Below are 19,990 nucleotides of genomic sequence, written 5' to 3'. Positions count from 1 at the left end.
CGCAAGGACGCCGCGGCGCGCTTCAGTCGAGCACGAAGTCGCGTTGGGTGGCGCTGGCAACCTCGACGCCCGGCTCCGCGAGCAGATCGCGCGTGGCGTCTTCGATTGCCGCGCACATCGTGTTGAGCGCGAGATCATTGTCTTCGGTGCCGAACGGGTCTTCGATCTGCGAGGCGATCGCTTCGTGGGCCATGAATGCATAGGCGACGAACACCGAGAAGACCGGCGTGAAAATGCCGATGCTGTCGACGAGGCCGAACGGCAGAGTCGCGCAGAAGAAATAGACCGTGCGGTGAATCATCACCGAATACGCGAATGGCAGCGGCGTCGAGGCGATCCGTTCACAACCGCCAATCACATCCGACAGCGTGTCCAGATTGCGGTCGAATGCGAGCACCCCCCAGCCATCGAGCGCTTCTTCGCGTACGCGGCGTTGCACCCACTCGCCGAGCCACATCATCAGCGTGGCGGGGCGGTAGCGCGAGGCCATCACGCGTTCGACGAGCGCTGCGGGAAGGCGTGCGGCGAGGTCCGCACGAGGATCGGAATGGCGCAACTGATGGCGCAGCGCATGCGGCAGTGTGCAGAGCACCTGCATGAGTTCACGCACTTCTTCCGCGCTCGGTGTGCCGTTGCGGGGCAGCGTCAGTGCCTGGCGGGCGAGCGAGCGCGTGTCGTTGAGCAACTCGCCCCATAGCTTGCGGGCTTCCCAGTAGCGGTCATAGCTCGCGTTATTGCGAAAGCCGAGAAACACGGCGAGCGCAATGCCAATCAGCGAAAACGGCGCGGTACTGAGACTGATCGTGATCTTCAGGACGTGATCGTGCACCGCCACCGCGCCGAGCGAGATCAGGAAGATCAGGAACAGCCGCGGCAACAGTTGCGGCAGCACCGAGCCGCGCCACGCGAGCAGCATGCGGAACCAATGCAGATGGGGGCGGACGATCATGCTTGGGCTCAGGTATCAGGCGTTACGCCAGGTTTGCGCGCGCTGCCTCGACCGCCTTCAGTACCTGCTCGGGAGCCGTGCCACCCGGATGATTGCGGCTCGCCACCGATCCTTCGAGCGTCAGATAATCGAACACGTCGTCGCCGATCAGATGCGCGACGTTCGGCAGTTCGGTGCGCATTTCGTCGAGCGTCAGGTCGGCCAGATCGCAATTGCGGTCCACGCAGATCCGCACGGCGTGCGCTACCGCCTCATGCGCGTCGCGGAACGGCAAGCCACGCTTGACCAGATAATCGGCCAGATCGGTAGCCGTGGAGAACCCCTGCAGCGCCGCAGCCCGCATCGCCTGCGGCTTCACCGTAATCCCCGCCGCCATCTCCGCAAAAATCCGCAACGTATCCGCCACCGTATCCACGGTATCGAACAGCGGTTCCTTGTCTTCCTGATTGTCCTTGTTGTACGCCAGCGGCTGACCCTTCATCAACGTCAGCAACGCCATCAAATGCCCGTTCACGCGGCCGGTCTTGCCGCGCGCCAGTTCCGGCACATCCGGGTTCTTCTTTTGCGGCATGATCGACGAGCCGGTGCAGAAACGGTCCGCCAGATCGATGAAGCCCACCCGCGGGCTCATCCACAGCACCAGTTCTTCTGAGAAGCGCGACACGTGCGTCATCACCAGCGCCGACGCCGCCGTGAATTCAATCGCAAAGTCGCGATCCGATACCGCGTCCAGCGAATTTGCACAGATGCCGTCGAAGCCCAGCGTCTTCGCCACCGCATGGCGGTCGATCGGGTAGCTCGTGCCGGCCAGTGCCGCCGCGCCCAGCGGCAGGCGGTTCACGCGGGTGCGGCAGTCGCGCATGCGCTCGGCGTCGCGCGTGAACATTTCCACGTACGCCAGCAGGTGATGGCCGAACGTCACCGGCTGCGCCACCTGCAGATGCGTAAAGCCCGGCATGATCGTTTCGGCGTTCTGTTCGGCCAGATCGATCAGCGCACTGCGCAGGTCCTTCAGCAAGCCGATAATCCGGTCGATCTCGCCGCGCAGCCACAGGCGGATGTCCGTCGCCACCTGGTCGTTGCGCGAACGGCCCGTGTGCAGGCGCTTGCCCGCGTTGCCGATCAGCGCCGTCAGGCGCGCTTCGATGTTCAGGTGCACGTCTTCCAGATCGAGTTGCCACTCGAACTCGCCACGCTCGATTTCGCCCTTGATCTGCGCCATGCCGCGCTGGATGGCCGCCAGGTCGTCGGCGCCGATGATCTTCTGCGCAGCCAGCATCGCGGCGTGCGCGAGCGAGCCCTCGATGTCGACGAGCGCCAGTCGCTTGTCGAAGAAAACCGACGACGTGTAGCGTTTGACAAGCTCCGACATCGGCTCCGAGAAGCGAGCCGACCAGGCTTCGCCTTTTTTGTGCAGTTGGGACGTCATGGTGTTGGGGCAGTGAACGTGCAGTGAAGAGGCCATCGGCTGTGCAGACGTCGCCGATGCGAACAAGACAACGATTTTAACATCCGGGAGGAACCGGCCAGGTGAGCGCCGCGTCGCCACGGCATAAGCGGGCCTGCAGGCGACCGATAGGCGGCCCTGCAAGCGCGCCGCTACTCCCGCACCAGCACCACCAGCTTCAGGTCTTCCCGGTGCGCCGGCTTGAATGTGATCTGGTCGAACACGACCCGTCCGTCGCGCGGATGGTTGAATTCGCGCCGGCCGCCTTCGCGCTCGCCCACGTCCTGCGACGCCCAGAAGCGGGCAAACGCGTCGCTCGTACCTGTCAGCGTGTCGATCAGGCCGCGCGTAGGCGCGTCCGTCAGGTGCCGGATCGAGTCGGCGCGAAACTCGGCGGCGAGCCGCCGCGCGCGCGTTTCCCAGTCGACGATCAGTTCGCGCGCCGTCGGCTCCGTAAAGGTGAAGCGCAGCAGGTTGCGGTCGTGGTCGCCGTCGAGCCAGCCCACGAACAGGTCCGCCGCGCGCTCGTTCCACGCCAGCGCGTTCCACTGCCGGTCCAGCACATAAGCCGGAGCGTTCACCAGTTGCACGGTTTCGAGCAGCGTCGCGGGGGCATCGGCGGCGGCCGGGTCGGGCTCGGCCGGGTCGCGTTGGGCCGCCAGTTCGAACAGATAGGCGCGCTCGGCACGCGACAGTTGCAGCGCGACGGCGATCCGGGCCAGCGCATCGGCAGAGGCCGAAACCGGCCGTCCTTGCTCGATCCACGTGTACCAGGTGGGACTGACGCCGCACAACTGCGCGACTTCCTCACGCCGCAGACCTGGCGTGCGCCGGCGCGGGCCGGGCGGCAAACCCACTGCCTGCGGTGAGAGCCGCTCGCGGTGCGCGCGGATGAAGTCGCCTAGCGCATGGGCAGGCGTCGCATCGAGCGGAGGCGGGGCGGAATCGGTGGGGGACGGCGTGCTCATCGTGTCGGTAAAGGGGGTGTTGGCGATACCAGAATAATTGCTCGGCCTGTACTGGTACAAACTGGGCTCCATTGTAGCGGCAGGAAGCGTGCATGCGCACGCTGCGACTGCAGCGTGGCCGCATCGACGCGCGTGGTGGACGGGCGCACAAAACAAAGCGCCCCGTATTGCTGTGCAGTACGGAGCGCTTCGAGTATCCCGCTCAGTCATCTATCAACGCGGATCCGGCGAGCCGGCCGTCCACCACCAGCTCGCCACCGGCGTCGATTCGCCGGCCTCAACCCGTATTCCGCAAGCCCGCCGCAATGCCGTTGATGGTCAGATGAATCCCGCGGTTCAGGCGGACGTTCGTCTCGCCCGCACGGTGACGCTTGAGCAGTTCCACCTGCAAGTGATTCAACGGATCGAGGTACGGGAAGCGGTTCTTGATCGAACGCGCAAGCAGCGGGTTGTCCGCGAGCCGTTCGGTCTTGCCGGTGATCTCCGACAGCACCTTGGATGTGCGCTCCCATTCCGCGACGATGCGCTCGAACACATGTTTGCGCAGTTTCTTGTCGGTGACGAGCGCGGCGTAGCGCGAGGCGACCGCGAGGTCGGTCTTGGCCAGCACCATGTCCATGTTCGACAGCAGGTTCGCGAAGAACGGCCACGTCTTGTGCATCTTCTTCAGCAGCGACAGACGACGGGCACGCTCGGCATCGGAAGGCGCGCTGTCCAGATGGGCGGCCACCGCGCTGCCGAAGCCGTACCAGCCGGTCAGCAACAGGCGGCATTGGCCCCACGAGAAGCCCCATGGAATGGCGCGCAGATCTTCGATCCTGCGCTGCTTCGGATCCTGCAGCTTGCGCGAGGCCGGACGGCTGCCGATGTTCAGTTCGGCGATCTCCGAAATCGGTGTCGATTCGAAGAAATACTCCTTGAAACCCGGCGTTTCGTAGACCAGCGCGCGGTACGACGCCATCGCCGCGTCGGACAGTTGCTGCATGGTTTCCTCGAAGACCGGCAGTTGCGCGGGCGTGTTGCCGTGCGGCAGCAGCGACGCTTCGAGGGTGGCGGCGACTACGGTTTCAAGGTTGCGCCGGCCGATTTCCGGATTGCCGAACTTGCTGGCAATCACCTCGCCCTGTTCGGTCAGGCGAATCTGGCCGTCCACCGTGCCCGGCGGTTGCGACAGGATGGCCTGATAGGTCGGGCCGCCGCCGCGTCCCACTGTGCCGCCCCGGCCATGGAACAGCCGCAGCGTCACGCCGCGTTCGTTGAAGAGCGACACCAGCGCGAGTTCGGCGCGGTACAGCTCCCAGTTCGAGGTGAGGAAGCCGCCGTCCTTGTTGCTGTCCGAGTAGCCGAGCATGACTTCCTGCTCGCCGCCCTGATGTTCGATCAGCGAGTCGACGCCTGGCAGTGCGATCAGATCGCGCATGATGTGCGGCGCGTTTTGCAGGTCGGGGATCGTCTCGAACAGCGGGATCACCATGAGCCCGGCCTTGGCCGGGTGATGTGCGTCGCCGAGCAGCCCATGCAGCAGGCCGGTTTCCTTTTGCAGCAGCATCACTTCAACCAGATCGCTCACGGTTTCCGTGTGCGAGATGATGTAGTTGCGCACGGCCCGCGCGCCGAATTTCTCGCGCGTCACGCGAGCGGCTTCGAGCACGCCGAGTTCGCTTTTCACGAGCTCCGAGTACGCCAGGTAGGGCGAGCGCAACAGGCGCGGCTGCGCGAGTTCGTCGAGCAGCACGCGCAGCTTGTCGGCTTCGGACAGTCCCGCGTAATCCTCTTCGACACCGGCGCGCTTGAGCAATTCGGCGATCACCGCTTCGTGGATGTCCGAGCTTTGCCGCAAGTCGATGCTCGCGAGGTGGAAGCCGAACACTTCGGCGGCGCGCGCGAGCGGCGATAGGCGCGGGCTTGCCAGCGACGCGCCATGGTGCTCGGCGAGCGAATCGATCAGCACATGCAGGTCGCGGGCGAACGCGTCGGCGTCCTCGTAGGGTTGGGCGCGCACCGGCGCCGCGCCGCGGCCGGCGCTGCGCAACGGCACCGCGCCTTCGCCGAGCCGCACCCGCGCGCTGGCCGCGAGCCGCGTATAGATGCCGATGAGCGCCCGGCGATACGGCTCGTCGACGCGATGCGGCGACTGGTCCGGCGACGCGGCCGCCAGTTCCTTGAGCGCATCGCTCGCGCCCGTCAGCAGGTTCGACACCGACAGTTCGGCGCCGAGCTTGTGCACCTGCTCCAGGTAATGTTCGAAGATCACCGCGGCCTGGCGCGTGATGGCTTCTTCGAGCGTCGCGGCGCTGACGTTCGGGTTGCCGTCGCGATCGCCGCCAATCCAGCTGCCCATCTGGAAGAACGCCGGCAGACGCGCATCGAGACCGTGCTCGGCGAGCGCCGCTTCGATATCGGCATACAGGGCGGGGATTTCTTCGAGGAAGGTGGCGCGGTAGTACGACAGCGCGTTCTCGATTTCGTCGGCCACCGTCAGGCGCGCATCGCGCAGCATCCGCGTTTGCCATAGCGAGGTGACGCGGGCGCGCAGCATTGCTTCGTTGTGCGCACGTTCGCGGTCGGTGAGCTGCTGATCGCGTTCGGCAAGCAGGCGGGCGATGTCGTGCTGCGCGTCGAGGATGCTCTTGCGCTGCACTTCGGTCGGGTGGGCGGTGAGCACCGGCACGATCAGCGCGTCGTTGAAGAACTGCTGCAGGACCGGCGTGGCGGCGGCGTTCGCCTCCATCAGCCGTTCGAGCGCATAGGCGATCGTGCCGGACTGCGCAGCCGAGCCGGCCAGCGCATGGATGCGGTGGCGGCGATTGCGATGGCGGTCTTCGGCGATGTTCGCCAGATGCGAAAAATAGCTGAACGCCCGCACGACGCTCACGGTCTGCTCGGGGCTCAGCGAGCGCAGTTTCTTTTCGAGCGTCTGCGCAGCGCTGCTGTCGTCTTCGCGGCGAAACCGCACAGCGGTCTGACGGATCGTCTCGACCACCTCGAATACCGCGTCGCCTTCCTGCTCGCGCACCACGTCGCCGAGCAGCCGTCCCAGATAGCGGATGTCCTGGAAGAGCGGCTGGTCTTTGTCCTCGCGCGTGCGGCTGCCGGCTTTCGGCGCGGGCGCGCTCGTTTCCGACACCGCATGCAGCACCGTCGCTGCCGTGCCGTTGCCGGCGGCCTTGCTGCCTGGGTTTTTCGTGGGCTTGCCGGTTTTCACGGCGCTGGACGCCTTGTCTGCCGCCTTGCCTTTAGCCGGCTTGTCCGCCTTGGCTGCTTTGCTGGCCTGCCTGGGCCTGGCCGGGTCGGCGGCGCCGCGTTTGGACAATGCGCTGGACGTGGCCGGTGCGGTAGGGACAACTACGGGCGCACCCGCAGAACCGTTGAGCGATGCAGTGTTGCGGCGGGCAGGGCGCGCCGATCCGGAAGACGTCACGATGGGTTTCCTCAGGGAAGCCAGGGTCTAAGAGAAATGGACTGCTACAACAAGAACACAGCGCACGAGCGGCGCAGGTACTGCGATGCATCATCCCGCAGGATGCCGTTCGGCGCGCGAACGACCGTGCGTGAAAGGCGGTGCGGCGCGACGGCACAACGATGGGGTCGAAATCTTGCGGGTGCCCGGAGCGGGCCTGTCTCCTTCAACGGTGGTGCGCCAGCATAGCCATCAGGCCGATAAAGCAAGGCTGGAGCGCGTGCTAACATTGTTTGTTATTAGCTCCCGTCCTCCACTGACCTCGCAATGAATTCCGAGACGCTTTCGGCGCCACCGCCCTCTACCCTGGTCATCGCTTCGCGGGAAAGCCGCCTTGCGATGTGGCAGGCCGAGCATGTGCGGTGTGCGCTGCACAAATTATATCCATCTTGTGACGTAAAAATCCTCGGGATGACGACACGCGGCGATCAAATTCTCGATCGCACGCTTTCGAAGGTCGGCGGCAAGGGCCTGTTCGTGAAGGAACTGGAGAACGCGCTGGCCGAAGGCCGCGCCGATCTCGCCGTGCATTCGCTCAAAGACGTGCCCATGGAGCTGCCGCCGGGCTTTACGCTGTCCACCATCATGGAGCGTGAAGACCCGCGCGATGCGTTCGTCTCGAACGGCTACGAGTCGCTCGCCGCGCTGCCCGCGGGCAGTGTGGTCGGCACCTCGAGCCTGCGCCGCGAGGCGATGCTGCGCGCGCGTTATCCGCACCTCGTCGTGCAGCCGTTGCGCGGCAATCTGGATACGCGGCTCGCGAAGCTCGACCGCGGCGATTACGCGGGGATCATTCTGGCCGCCGCGGGTCTCAAGCGTCTGGGGCTCGGCGAGCGGATCCGCGCATGGCTCGATCCGGACGACAGTTTGCCGGCGGCCGGGCAAGGCGCGCTCGGCATCGAGATCCGCGCGGGGCGCCCCGAACTGGAAGCATGGCTGGCACCTTTGCATCACGAGCACACGGCGGCTGCCGTCGAAGCGGAGCGCATGGTGTCGCGCGCGCTGGGCGGCAGTTGCGAAGTGCCGCTGGCGGCCTACGCCACCTGGCACGACGGCGCGCTGCATCTGCGCGGCGTCGTGGCCACGCCCGATGGCCGGCGCGTGCTGAGCGCCCAGGCCTCCGCGCCTGCGCCGACGGTCGAACGGGCCGTGCAGTTGGGCCTTGAAGTCGCGCAGGCGCTCGAAAGCCAGGGTGCCCTTGATATCGTCCGTGCCCTCAGCACGGCGAGCGGTCCGGCGACTGGCGCGTGATGGCGGCACAGGCAGGCGTCAACTCATCCCCCCAACCGGACGGTCAGGCGCCGTCGTATACGGTCGTGATCACGCGTCCGGCGGGCCAGTCGGCGGCGCTCGCGGCGCAACTGAATGCGGCCGGCGTCGCCACGCTCGAGTTTCCGCTGATCGAGATCGCAGCCGCCGAAGATGTGGCGCCGCTGCATGCCGCGTTAGGCGCGCTCGAACGTTATGCGCTGGTGGTGTTCGTTTCGCCCAACGCGGTCGACTACGCGTTTGCCGAGTCCGGCTCGATCTGGCCGCATGCGTTGCCGGTCGGCGTCGTCGGCCCGGGCAGCGTTGCGGCGCTGGCGCGTCATGGTGTCGCGGCGCCGGCGTACCGGGTGATCAGCCCGTCGGCCGCGGCGGACGACGAAGCCGCGCGCTTCGATTCCGAGGCGCTGTTCGCAGCCATCGACACCGCGCTTGGCGCGGCCTCGCTCGAAGGCAAGCGCGTGCTGATCGTGCGTGGCGACGGCGGCCGCGAGTGGCTGGCCGAGCGTCTGCGCGAAGCGGGCGTCGAAGTGGAGACGGTGGCGGCCTACCGGCGCCTCGTGCCGGAGCCGTCCATTGCCGCGTGGACGCGCGTGCATGAACTGCTAGCGGGCGAGCCACACGCGTGGCTCGTCACCAGCTCCGAGGGCGTACGCAATCTGGATGAACTGGCGCGCGAGCATCTGAACGCCGGCGAAATCGCGCAATTGAAGCGCGCGACGCTCGTCACGCCTCACCCACGTATCGCGCAGACCGCGCGGGGACTGGGTTTTGATAGCATTACGGTGTCCGGCGCGGGCGATGAGCGCATTGCCCCTGCCTTGCTTTGCGCCGTACCTCCCGTTGTTCAACCGGTACCGACCAACCCGGCTCACTCACGCATGACTGAATCGAACGCCTCCACGAACGCTTCACCCCAGCCGGCTGCGACCACAGCGTTGCCGCCCAATCCCCCCTTCACGCCCTACGAAGCGCAAAAGCGCCGCAGCGCGAGCGGACCGCTGCTGTGGTTTGTCGTGGTGATCGTCCTGTGCGCCGCAGTGGTCGGCGGCATTGCGCTCAATCGCAAGGTCATCCGGCTCGATCAGCAGTTGACCCAGCGCCAGCAGGCCAACGACGCGCAAACCGCTGCGCTCGCCGTGAAAACCGATCAGGCGGTGGCAACGGTGCACGAGATCGATTCGCAGATGTCGCAGCTCGAAGGCAAGCTGACCGATGCGCAGCAGGCCGAGCAGGCGCTGCAACAGCAATACGCCGATCTCGCGCGCAATCGCGACGACTGGACCCTCGCCGAAGTGGGGCAGATGCTGTCGAGCGCGAGCCAGCAACTGCAACTGACCGGTAACACGCAGCTCGCGCTGTTCGCGCTGCAAAGCGCCGACACGCGGCTGGCGGCGTCGGACGGTGCGCAGGTGATGGCGGTGCGCAAGGCGATCGCCCAGGACATCGACAAGCTGAAGTCGGCGCCGTCCACCGATCTGACGGGCCTCGCCATCAAGCTCGACAATGCGATCGACCAGGTCGACGCGCTGCCGCTCAACGGCGAAGCGCTGATCGCGCACACCGTGCCGCACGCGGTTGCGCCGGCCGATACCGCGCAGGTTGCGGCGGCCACCGGCGAGCCGCGCTGGAAAGTGTGGTGGCAGCAGTTCTACACGGGCATCGGCCAGCAACTGACGAGCCTCGTGCAGGTACGCCGCATCGACAACGCCGACGCCATGCTGATCACGCCGGACCAGGGCTACTTCGTGCGCGAGAATCTGAAGCTGCGCCTGCTGTCGGCGCGTCTCGCGCTGCTGTCGCGCAACCAGACCACGCTGAAGTCGGATCTGCACGCGGCCGACGTGGCGCTCGCACGCTATTTCGACAACGCGTCGAAACGCACGCAGACCGTGCGCGGGCTGGTGAAGGACGTGGACGATGGCTCGGCGGCCGTTGAAGTGCCGAACCTGAATACGAGCCTGCAGGCCGTCAATCAATACCGGAGCCGAGGTTAATCATGGCGATCCGGGGACTTCTTTGGCTGGCCCTGCTGTTTGTCATCGCGGTGGCGCTGGCGACGGTCGGGCGTTTCGATACGGGCCAGGTGCTGCTCGTCTATCCGCCGTACCGGGTGGACGTATCGCTGAACCTGTTCGTGGTCGGACTGGTGGTGCTGTTTATCGTGGTGTATGCGCTGTTGCGCATCGTGCGCAACATCTGGCGCATGCCGCAGCGCGTGGCCGCTTACCGGGCCCGTTCGCGGGTGGCGAAGGCGCATGCGGCACTGCGCGATGCGATCGGCAATCTGTATGCGGGACGTTTCTCGCGCGCGGAGAAAGCGGCGCGCGACGCGCTCGCCAACGGCGACAACAAGGGCGCGGCGGGTCTCGTCGCTGCCACCGCGGCGCACCGCATGCGCGAGTACGCGCGGCGCGACGAATGGTTGTCGCAGATCGACGAGGCCGACTGGCAGGACGCCCGCCTGATGGCTACCGCCGACATGCGTGCGGACGGCCGCGATGCGGACGGCGCGCTGGCCGCGTTGACGGAGATGCAGTCGCAAGGCGGACGCCGCATTCATGCGCAACAGATCATGTTGCGCGCGCAGCAGCAGTTGAAGAACTGGAGCGAGGTGCTCAAGCTCGTCAAGACGCTGGAAAAGCGCGAGGCGATTCACCCCGCGGTGGCGGTGCGCTTGCGCCAGCTCGCGGCGGAGAACCTGTTGCGCGACCGTCGTCATAACGCCGATGCGCTGCTGGAGTTGTGGCATTCGCTGTCGCCCACGGAGCGGCACTCGCCGCGCCTCGCCGACCTCGCCGCTGAATTGCTGGTGACGCTCAATCGTCCGCAGGACGCGCGCAAGATCGTCGAAGAAGCGCTGGCGCAGAACTGGGACGCGCGTCTGCTGCGCCGCTATCCGGACACGGCTGGCGGCGACGCGTTGCCGTTGATCCAGAAGGCCGAAGCCTGGCAGAAGGAACGTCCGGAGGACGCCGATCTGATGTTCACGCTGGGCCGCCTGTGTCTGCATCAACAACTGTGGGGCAAGGCGCAGTCGTTCCTCGAGACGGCGCTGAAGCTGGCCGATAACGAGACGCTCAAGATCCGTTCGCATCGGGCGCTGGCCCGCTTGCACGAACAGTTGGGCGACGGCGAGAAGGCGAGCCAGCACTATCGGGAAAGCGCGCTGGCGATGAACGTGGTTTGAGTGCGGGCGGTGTCGCGGTTTAGCCGCGTAACGGTGTAGCGGCGTAATGGCGCAAGGCCGCAGGGCCGCGAGCGCGCAGCAGCAGCCGGCACACCGGCACACCGGCGCAAAAGGAAAGCCCTCGGAGGAAACACGCTCCGAGGGCTTTTTATCGTCCGCACGCGCTACTTGTTCACGAGCTTTGCCGGCACGCTCAGCGCCAGCAATCCGCCCAGCACCATGAACGCCGCCAGCATATACATGCCCGAATCGTTGGCGGCCGTGGCCTGCTTGAGCCAGCCCACCGCGTAGGGACTCAGGAACCCGGCCAGATTGCCGATCGAATTGATCATTGCGATTCCCGCTGCTGCGCCGGTGCCGGCGAGGAATGCCGTCGGCAGACTCCAGAAGAGTGGCAGCGTCGTGAGGATACCCATGGTCGCGAGCGTGAGGGACACCATCGCCAGCAACGTGTTGTGAGCCCACACCACCGACAGCACCAGGCCCACCGCCCCCGCCACCGCCGGCAGCGCGATATGCCAGCGCCGCTCGCGCTTGCGGTCCGCGCTGCGCGAGACCAGCACCATGCCCACCACCGCGGCGGCGAACGGAATCGCCGAGAGCAGGCCGATCATGAACGCATCGGTGACGCCGGTTGCCTTGATGATGGTGGGCAGCCAGAAGCTCACGCCATAGAGGCCCATCACGAACGAGAAGTAGATCAGGCTCATCAGCCAGACGCGCGGACTCGCGAGCACCGTGCGGATCGGCAGGTCGTGCTTGGCGGCGTCCTCGGTGGCGATATTGCTTTCGAGCAGTTGCCGCTCTTCCGGCGTGAGCCAGCTGGCTTTGGCGATGCGGTCGTCGAGCAGGACGAACACGAGGATGCCGACGACGATCGACGGAATGCCTTCGAGCAGGAACAGCCACTGCCAGCCATGCCAGCCGTTGGCGCCGTTGAAGGTCTTGAGGATATAGCCCGACACCGGCCCGCCGATCACGCCCGACAGCGCAATCGCGGTCATGAACCAGGTGGTCATGCGGCCGCGCCGATGCGCCGGATACCAGTAGGTCAGATACAGGATGATGCCGGGGAAGAAGCCCGCCTCGGCGAGCCCGAGCAGAAAGCGCATCACATAGAACAGGGTGGGCGTGGTGACGAACATCGTCAACATGGAGATCACGCCCCACGACACCATGATGCGGGCAATCCACACGCGCGCGCCGACCTTGTGCATGATCACGTTGCTCGGGATCTCGAACAGGAAGTAGCCGACGAAGAAGATGCCGGCCCCGAAGCCGTAGACCGCGTCGCTCAGGTTCAGGTCGGTGGTCATCTGCAGCTTGGCGAAGCCGACGTTGACCCGATCGAGATAGGCGACCACGTAGCACAGCATCAATAGCGGCGTGAGACGCCACGCCACCTTGCGGTAGGTCGCCTCTTCGAAGGTGGAGGGCGGCGCCCCCGCGCCGGGATGATGAAGCGGATTCGCAGGACTTGCCACGGTGGTGTCTCCTCTTTTTTTGTGGAAATCAGGTGTCGCTCTGTGCCGCAGGGTGCCCGGGGTTGACTACACGCAGCGCCCGCCGTCCACCTCCAGGCACACGCCGGTGACGAAATCCGCTTCGTCCGACGCCAGATAGAGACAGGCATTGGCGATGTCCTGCGGTGTCGAGAAGCGGCCGAGTGGAATGCCGGCCAGGAAGCGCTTGCGGTTCTCCGGCGTATCTTCGACGCCCATGAACTCAGTCAGCAGTCCGGTTTCGCCCATCACGGGATTCACGCAATTCACGCGGATCCGGTCCGGTCCCAGTTCGGCGGCGAGCGCCTTGCTGGCGATGATCACCGCGCCTTTGCTGCCGTTGTACCAGACGAGCCCCGGACGCGGCCGCACGCCCGCGGTCGAGGCGATGTTGATGAACACGCCGCCGCCTTGCTCGCGAAAGTACGGCACGAATGCCTGCACGCTCCAGTAGAGGCTCTTCACGTTGACCGCGTAGACACGGTCGAACTCGGCCTCCGTCACGTCGAGCACGGGCTTGTTGCGATGCGTGGTACCGGCATTGTTGACGACCACCTGCACGCTGCCGAAGTCCTCGAGCGCGGCTTGGCGCAGACGCTCCCAGTCGGCGCCAAGCGTGACGTCTCCTGGCACCGCAATGGCCTTGCCGCCCGCCAGCGCGATGTCGCTCGCGACGCGCTCGGCCGCCGCGGCGTTCAGATCGTTGATCACGACGTTCGCGCCTTCGCGCGCGTAGGTCCTGGCAATGCCCTCGCCGAAACCCGAGCCGCCACCCGTGACGATGGCCGTTTTACCTGTCAACCGCATGATGTCTCCGTATGTGTCAGCGTTGCGGTTGCCGCTAGCCGTGCCGGATCGCGACCGTCTTCAGTACCGTAAAGCCGTAGAGCGCCTCGAAGCCTTTTTCGCGGCCGTGGCCGGAATGCCCGACACCGCCGAACGGCAGTTCGACGCCGCCACCCGCGCCGTAGTTGTTGATGAACACCTGGCCCGACCGCACCCGCCGCGCGAGGCGCAACTGGCGGCCGCCATCGCGCGTCCAGATGCCCGCGACGAGCCCATACGGCGTGCCGTTTGCGAGCGCCACCGCTTCGTCTTCGTCGGCGAAGGACATCGCGGCAAGCACCGGACCGAACACTTCCTCTTGCGCGAGACGGTGATCCGGCGGCACATCGCGCAGCAGCGTGGGCGCCTGATAGAAGCCGGTTTCCGGCGCCTCGTGGATGACCTCGCCGTGCGCCGCCATGGCGATGCGGTCGTGATGCGCGTCGGAGAGAAAGTCCCACACGCGTTGCTGCTGTTTGGCGCTGATGAGCGGCCCGCAGTCGAGATCGGCGTGCGCCGGCCCCACGCGCAAGGCGCTGAACGCGGCGCCCAGGCGGTCGAGCAAGGGCTCGTAGATGGCGCGCTCGATCAGCACGCGGCTGCCCGCCGAACAGGTCTGCCCGGCGTTCTGCACGATCGCCGAGACGAGCACGGGCAAGGCGGCGTCGAGATCGGCGTCGGCGAACACGATCTGCGGCGACTTGCCGCCCAGTTCGAGCGTGACGGGCACGTGATTCTCGGCCGCCATCTGCACGACCAGCTTGCCGGTCTGCGGCGAGCCGGTGAAGGAGATATGGTCGATGCCCGCATGACGCGCGAGCGCCGCGCCCGCTTCGTGGCCGTAGCCGGTCACGATGTTCAGCGCGCCGGCCGGCAAGCCGGCTTCGACGGCCAGTTCGGCGACCCGCAGCACCGACAGGCAGGCGTCCTCCGCCGGTTTGACGACGCAGGCATTGCCCACCGCCAGCGCCGCGCCGACGCTGCGGCCGAAGATCTGCATCGGGTAATTCCACGGCACGATGTGGCCGGTCACGCCGTGCGGCTCGCGCACGGTGAAGACGGTATAGCCTGTTTGATAGGGCAGGGTTTCGCCGTGCAGCTTGTCGGCGGCGCCGGCGTAGAACTCGAAATAGCGGGCCAGCGCAGCCGCGTCCGCGCGCGCCTGGCGCAACGGCTTGCCGGTGTCGCGTGCTTCGAGTTGCGCCAGCTCTTCGTGGCGGGAGGCGACCAGCATGGACAGGCGGTACAGCACCCGGCCCCGGTGCGCGGCGCTGGCGGCGCCCCACGGGCCTTCGAAAGCGCGCCGCGCCGCCTGTACCGCGGCCTCGATATCCGCCGCGTTGCCGCGGGCCAATTGCGTGAAGGGCTGTCCGTCAGACGGATCGAGCACCGGAATCGTTTCGCCCCCGGCTGGGGCGACCCATTCGCTGCCGATGAAGTGTTTCGCTTCTTCCATGCATGCTCCTGGCTGAAAAGGCTGTGAGTCCGAGCCTTGGCGCGCCGGCGAGGTGCCCCAAAGCGCCGGCAAAGCCGGTGTCCGGGCGCCGCCGCAGCGCGCGTGAAGCGGCGCTTGAGATCACGCCTGCAATGACGCTGACAGCCGCGCTCACAAAGATTATCGCGCCGAACGTCCGGGCGGTGCCATCGGCCGATTGGCTATAATGACGCATTCCGCACTTCCGGCCCGCTGTGTCACGCCCGATTGACGTCAGGCACCGCATCGCGTGCCGTGTTCCGAATTTCATCCTGTTCAGAGAGCGCTCATGAGCTTCAATCACGTCCCCGCAGGCAAAGACCTTCCGCAAGATTTCAACGTCATCATCGAAATCCCGGCGCAAAGCGATCCGGTCAAGTACGAAGCAGACAAGGATCTGGGCCTGCTCGTCGTCGACCGTTTCATCAGCACCGGCATGCGCTATCCCGCCAACTACGGCTTCATTCCGCAGACGCTGTCCGGTGACGGCGACCCGGTCGACGTGCTGGTGATCACGCCGTTCCCGCTGCTGGCCGGCTCGGTCGTGCGCGCGCGCGCGCTCGGCATGCTGCAGATGACGGACGAATCCGGCGTCGACGCCAAGCTGATCGCCGTGCCGCACGACAAGGTCTGCCCGATGACGGCGAGCCTGAAGTCGATCGACGACGTGCCGTCGTACCTGAAAGACCAGATCAAGCACTTCTTCGAGCAATACAAGGCGCTGGAGAAAGGCAAGTGGGTGAAGGTCGAAGGCTGGGCGGACGTCGAAGCCGCTCACAAGGAAATCACTGAAGGCGTGGCGAACTACAAGAAGTAAGCCGGCTCGCTCTTCCAGAGGTTAAAAAAACCGCGCAGGCCCGAATGAGAGGGCGGCGCGGTTTTTTCATGGCGGCGTGGATTGAGGCCTTAGGGCCTTAGCGTCGTTACGCAAGCATAGGCATACGCATAGTCCATAGTCCGACGCATGCATATGGACTCGCCACGGCCATGCGCTGCAAACGCTAGGCGTTATCCGACTCTTTAGCTTCGGTCGCCGCTTCCGCCTCCGCTTCCTCTTGAATCACCACCACTGGCAACACGGATTCAAGCGTGCGCACACCCGCTGCCAGCGCCCGCTTCTCCGGTGGCGAGAGCCGCTTGACCCAGTACTCCGCGCTCGACGCGCTCGACCGGTCCGCGAGTTCGAACGAGGCCAGCACCTGCACCGGCTTACGCGAGCGCGTATACCGCGCCCCCGTACCGCTGACATGCTTCTCGAAGCGTGCCTGCACATCCACCGCAATGCCGGTATAAACACTGCCGTCGGCGCATTCGATCAGATAGAGAAACCACGGCATGGCTAGCTCTTGAACGGATTATGGTCGCGCAACTCGTCGACGTAAGCGTGGATGCTGTTCGTCTCGCTGTCGAGAAAGCGCGCCACCGCGTCGGAGAAAGCCGGATGGGCAAGCCAGTGCGTCGAGCGCGTGACGGTGGGCAAAAAGCCGCGCGCCATCTTGTGTTCGCCTTGCGCGCCGCCTTCGAACACGCCGAGCTTCTCTTCGATGCAGAATTCGAGCGGCTGGTAGTACGCGGTCTCGAAGTGCAGGCACGGCACGTGTTCGAGGGCGCCCCAGTAGCGGCCGTACAGCGTGCCGCCGGTTTTTTCGTCGCGCTGATACACCACCAGCGAACTCGCAATCGGCTTGCCCTCGTACTCCGCGATCACCAGCAGCAGGTTCTCCGGCATGGTCGCGCCGATCGTGCGGAAAAACTCGAGATTCAGATACGGACTCGAAAAGTGCTCGCGGTAGGTCTGCCTGTAGCATTTGGCGAAGAAGCGCCACTCGGCATCGCTGATGTCTTCGCCGCGCACGCGGCGCATCGTGACGCCCGCTTCGCGGACCTTGCGGCGTTCGGCGCGGATGTTCTTGCGTTTCTTCTGCTCGAGCGTCGAGAGGAACTCGTCGAAGTCGCGATAGCCGTCGTTCAGCCAGTGAAACTGCACGCCCTCACGCTGCATCATGCCGAGTTCAGTGAGCGCGTCGGCTTCGCCGGCGGTGGGAAACAGCACATGCAGCGACGACACGTCCGCCTGTTCGGCAAACGCCATCAGCGTGGCGGCGAGGTGGCGCAGCGCGTGCGGATCCGCGGCCAGCAGCCGGTTGCCCTGCACCGGCGTGAACGGCACGGCGCACAGCAGCTTCGGATAGTAGGCGAGGCCGTTGCGCTTGTAGGCGTCGGCCCAGGCCCAGTCGAACACGTATTCGCCGTAGGAGTGTCCCTTCAGGTACACGGGCGCCGCGGCCACCAGCCGGTCCGTGCGCGGGTCGGTCAGCGTGACGAACTGCGGCGCCCAGCCGGTATCGGCGACCGCGGATTGGCTGGTGTGCAGCGCGCTCAGGAACTCATGCCGCAGAAACGGCGTGGGCTGGGCTTGCTGGGCGAGGAGGGCGTTCCACTCTGCCGCGTCCACCTCGGAGGGCGAGGCCAGAATGCCCGTGCGATAATCAAAGCGTTGCTGGTTCAATCTGTTTGACTGTTCCTGATCTGAGCGGCGCTCCGCATGTAGCGGAGCGTCGTTCGTTTGTCCGTGTGTGTGTCCGTTGCGTCGAGCCACCTGGCCTTCGTAACCGGCAAGCTGCGCGGCTTGCCCCCGATCCTGCCATGAAGACCCGAATCGCTCTTGCTCAACTCAATGTCACTGTCGGCGACTTCGCCGGCAACGTCGCGAAGCTTGTCGCCGCCGCCCGCGCCGCGCACAACGATGGTGCGAAGCTGCTCGTCGCGCCGGAACTCGCGCTCTCCGGCTATCCGCCCGAAGACCTGCTGCTGCGTCCCGCTTTCTATGCCGCCAGTGCCGCGGCGCTGGCCGATCTCGCCGCGCAACTGAAGCCGTTCGCCGGCTTGCACGTGGTGGTCGGCCATCCGCACCGCGACGCCGCGCACGGCCATGGTAAAGCAAACGCGCCAATCGAGCGCGGCGTGCCGCCGGTCGATACCTTCAACGCCGCGTCGCTGATCGTCGACGGCGAGGTAGTGGGCACCTATCTGAAACAGGACCTGCCCAACAGCGAGGTGTTCGACGAGAAGCGCTACTTCGCGTCGGACCCGAAGCCGTTCGTCTTCGAGCTGGACGGCGTCAAGTACGGCATCGTGATCTGCGAGGACGTCTGGCACGCGCCGGCGGCCCAGCAGGCCAAGGCGGCCGGCGCCCAGGTGCTGCTGATTCCGAACGGCTCGCCGTATCACCTGAACAAGGAAGCGGTGCGGGTCGACATCCTGCGGGCACGGATTCGCGAGACCGGTCTGCCGATGGTCTACGTGAACATGGTCGGCGCCCAGGACGAACTGGTGTTCGACGGCGGCTCGTTCGTGCTGGACGGCCACGGCGAAATGGTCGCGAAGATGGCGCAGTTCGAGGAAGGGCATGCGATCGTCGAATTCGACGGCGCGCGTCCCGTGCCCACCACGGTGGCGCCCGAGCAATCGCTGGAGGCGCAGGTCTACGCGGCGCTCGTGATGGGCGTGCGCGACTACATCAACAAGAACGGCTTTCCGGGCGCGCTCATTGGCCTGTCCGGCGGCGTGGATTCGGCGCTGGTGCTGGCCGTGGCGTGCGACGCGCTCGGCGCCGAGCGGGTGCGCGCCGTGATGATGCCGTCGCGCTACACGGCGGATATCTCCACCACCGACGCCGCCGAGATGGCGCGCCGGGTCGGCGTGCGCTACGACGAGATCGCGATTGCGCCGATGTTCGACGCCTTCCGCACCTCGCTTGCCGACGAATTCGCCGGCCGCGCGGAAGATGCCACCGAGGAAAACATCCAGGCACGGATTCGCGGCACGTTGTTGATGGCGTTGTCGAACAAGTTCGGCTCGATCGTATTGACCACGGGCAACAAGAGCGAGATGGCGGTCGGCTATTGCACGCTGTACGGCGACATGGCCGGCGGCTTCGCGGTGATCAAGGACATCGCCAAGACGCTGGTGTACCGTCTGTGCCATTACCGCAACGCGGCTACCACCTTCGCGAAGCAGGACATCATCCCGGAGCGGATTCTCACGCGCGCGCCGTCGGCCGAACTGCGCGAGAACCAGACCGACCAGGACAGCCTGCCGCCGTATGAGGTGCTTGACGCCATCATGCGCATGTACATGGAAGAAGACCGCTCGCTCGCCGAGATCATCGCCGCGGGCTATGCGGTGGACGATGTGAAGCGCGTCACGCGCCTCATCAAGATCAACGAGTACAAGCGCCGTCAGGCGCCGATCGGCATTCGCGTGACCCATCGCGCGTTCGGCCGCGACTGGCGTTATCCGATCACTTCGCGCTACACCGAACCGGTCGAATGAGGGAAGGCTGAACCGCAGCGCGAGTGGCGGCTTGCCCGGTAGCCCGGGCGGCCGCCCGAAACGCATCCCGAATGAGGCCCTGCCGGAAAGTCCGCAGGCCTTCCGGCACAGCGTAGAATCGAAGCTATCTATTTCCTTTCGACTTTCCGAACAACGATCCGATCAAGAGACGAGGTACGCCATGAAACGCATCACTGCAGTCATCAAACCCTTCAAGCTCGACGAAGTCCGCGAAGCGCTCGCCGAAGTCGGCCTGACCGGGCTGACGGTGACCGAAGTCAAAGGCTTTGGACGCCAGAAAGGTCACACGGAGCTGTATCGCGGCGCCGAATATGTGGTCGACTTCCTGCCGAAAGTGAAGATCGAAGTGGTGGTGGCGAACGATCAGTGCGATCAGGTGATCGACGCGATCATCGGCGCGGCGCGCACCGGCAAGATTGGCGACGGCAAGATCTTCGTGGCGGAAGTGGAGCGGGTGATCCGCATTCGCACCGGTGAGGAAAACGAAGCAGCGGTCTGAAGCGGTCTAAGGTCTAAAGTTTAAGGCTTAAAACGCAGGAACGCGTAGCGGACG

Annotated in this window: 15 protein-coding genes; 6 read left to right on the top strand and 9 right to left on the bottom strand. The window is 65.7% G+C overall.

Going from position 1 to position 19,990, the window contains the following annotated elements; translation table 11 throughout:
* Nucleotides 1-22: 22 nt before the first annotated feature.
* From BUS12_RS34855 to ppc, 4 genes are all read right to left on the bottom strand, one after another.
* Nucleotides 23-949, bottom strand: coding sequence for a bestrophin family protein (locus BUS12_RS34855; protein ID WP_074302064.1), 927 nt, complete (start codon nt 947-949; stop codon nt 23-25).
* A 22-nt stretch (nt 950-971) separates the two neighbouring features.
* On the bottom strand, nt 972-2,378 hold the full coding sequence (argH, locus tag BUS12_RS34850) for an argininosuccinate lyase (RefSeq protein WP_074302063.1): 1,407 nt from the start codon (nt 2,376-2,378) through the stop codon (nt 972-974).
* Between the two features lie 170 nt (nt 2,379-2,548).
* Nucleotides 2,549-3,364 carry a helix-turn-helix transcriptional regulator gene (locus BUS12_RS34845; RefSeq protein WP_074302738.1) on the bottom strand — a complete coding sequence of 272 codons (816 nt, stop codon included), beginning with the start codon at nt 3,362-3,364 and terminating at the stop codon, nt 2,549-2,551.
* Between the two features lie 277 nt (nt 3,365-3,641).
* A complete protein-coding gene (gene ppc, locus BUS12_RS34840; protein ID WP_074302062.1) occupies nt 3,642-6,785 on the bottom strand; it encodes a phosphoenolpyruvate carboxylase in 3,144 nt (1,047 codons plus the stop codon).
* 306 nt (nt 6,786-7,091) lie between these two features.
* Here ppc and hemC point away from each other — a divergent pair, with 306 nt between their 5' ends.
* Genes hemC through BUS12_RS34825 form a run of 3 tightly spaced genes read left to right on the top strand, consistent with a single transcriptional unit; the run spans nt 7,092 to nt 11,280 of the window.
* Nucleotides 7,092-8,075 carry a hydroxymethylbilane synthase gene (gene hemC / locus BUS12_RS34835; RefSeq protein ID WP_074302061.1) on the top strand — a complete coding sequence of 328 codons (984 nt, stop codon included), beginning with the start codon at nt 7,092-7,094 and terminating at the stop codon, nt 8,073-8,075.
* Nucleotides 8,075-10,087 (top strand): fused uroporphyrinogen-III synthase HemD/membrane protein HemX, encoded by a 2,013-nt coding sequence (gene hemDX, locus BUS12_RS34830; RefSeq protein ID WP_074302060.1) that lies wholly within the window; start codon nt 8,075-8,077, stop codon nt 10,085-10,087. Before hemC ends, hemDX begins: the two co-directional genes overlap by 1 nt.
* A gap of 2 nt (nt 10,088-10,089) precedes the next feature.
* Complete coding sequence (locus tag BUS12_RS34825) at nt 10,090-11,280, top strand: heme biosynthesis protein HemY (protein ID WP_074302059.1); 1,191 nt, start codon at nt 10,090-10,092, stop codon at nt 11,278-11,280.
* Nucleotides 11,281-11,444: 164 nt separating this feature from the next.
* Here BUS12_RS34825 and BUS12_RS34820 read toward each other — a convergent pair whose 3' ends face one another.
* The 3 genes from BUS12_RS34820 to BUS12_RS34810 all read right to left on the bottom strand — a co-directional run bounded on the left by BUS12_RS34820 (nt 11,445) and on the right by BUS12_RS34810 (nt 15,063).
* The gene (locus BUS12_RS34820) at nt 11,445-12,764 is read right to left on the bottom strand and encodes an MFS transporter (protein ID WP_074302058.1); all 1,320 of its coding nucleotides are present in this window, start codon (nt 12,762-12,764) and stop codon (nt 11,445-11,447) included.
* 66 nt (nt 12,765-12,830) lie between these two features.
* Nucleotides 12,831-13,589: an SDR family oxidoreductase gene (locus BUS12_RS34815; protein ID WP_074302057.1), complete on the bottom strand. Its 759-nt coding sequence runs from the start codon at nt 13,587-13,589 to the stop codon at nt 12,831-12,833.
* A 34-nt stretch (nt 13,590-13,623) separates the two neighbouring features.
* Nucleotides 13,624-15,063 (bottom strand): aldehyde dehydrogenase family protein, encoded by a 1,440-nt coding sequence (locus BUS12_RS34810; protein WP_074302056.1) that lies wholly within the window; start codon nt 15,061-15,063, stop codon nt 13,624-13,626.
* 307 nt (nt 15,064-15,370) lie between these two features.
* Between BUS12_RS34810 and ppa the strand changes: the two genes are divergently transcribed.
* Entirely contained in the window at nt 15,371-15,898 is a 528-nt protein-coding gene (gene ppa / locus BUS12_RS34800) for an inorganic diphosphatase (RefSeq protein WP_074302054.1), read from the top strand.
* Nucleotides 15,899-16,082: 184 nt separating this feature from the next.
* Here ppa and BUS12_RS34795 read toward each other — a convergent pair whose 3' ends face one another.
* Together BUS12_RS34795 and BUS12_RS34790 are read right to left on the bottom strand one after the other, a co-directional pair.
* Complete coding sequence (locus BUS12_RS34795) at nt 16,083-16,418, bottom strand: GIY-YIG nuclease family protein (RefSeq protein ID WP_074302053.1); 336 nt, start codon at nt 16,416-16,418, stop codon at nt 16,083-16,085.
* Between the two features lie 2 nt (nt 16,419-16,420).
* Complete coding sequence (locus BUS12_RS34790; RefSeq protein WP_074302052.1) at nt 16,421-17,590, bottom strand: GNAT family N-acetyltransferase; 1,170 nt, start codon at nt 17,588-17,590, stop codon at nt 16,421-16,423.
* Between the two features lie 137 nt (nt 17,591-17,727).
* Here BUS12_RS34790 and BUS12_RS34785 point away from each other — a divergent pair, with 137 nt between their 5' ends.
* Nucleotides 17,728-19,416 (top strand): NAD+ synthase, encoded by a 1,689-nt coding sequence (locus BUS12_RS34785; RefSeq protein ID WP_074302051.1) that lies wholly within the window; start codon nt 17,728-17,730, stop codon nt 19,414-19,416.
* A 181-nt stretch (nt 19,417-19,597) separates the two neighbouring features.
* Nucleotides 19,598-19,936: a P-II family nitrogen regulator gene (gene glnK / locus BUS12_RS34780; protein WP_074265470.1), complete on the top strand. Its 339-nt coding sequence runs from the start codon at nt 19,598-19,600 to the stop codon at nt 19,934-19,936.
* Nucleotides 19,937-19,990: the final 54 nt, after the last annotated feature.

The sequence above is a fragment of the Paraburkholderia phenazinium genome (assembly GCF_900142845.1).
Taxonomy (GTDB): domain Bacteria; phylum Pseudomonadota; class Gammaproteobacteria; order Burkholderiales; family Burkholderiaceae; genus Paraburkholderia; species Paraburkholderia phenazinium_A.
Note: the sequence above shows the minus strand (reverse complement) of the source record. Positions and strands in the feature narration are given on the sequence as shown.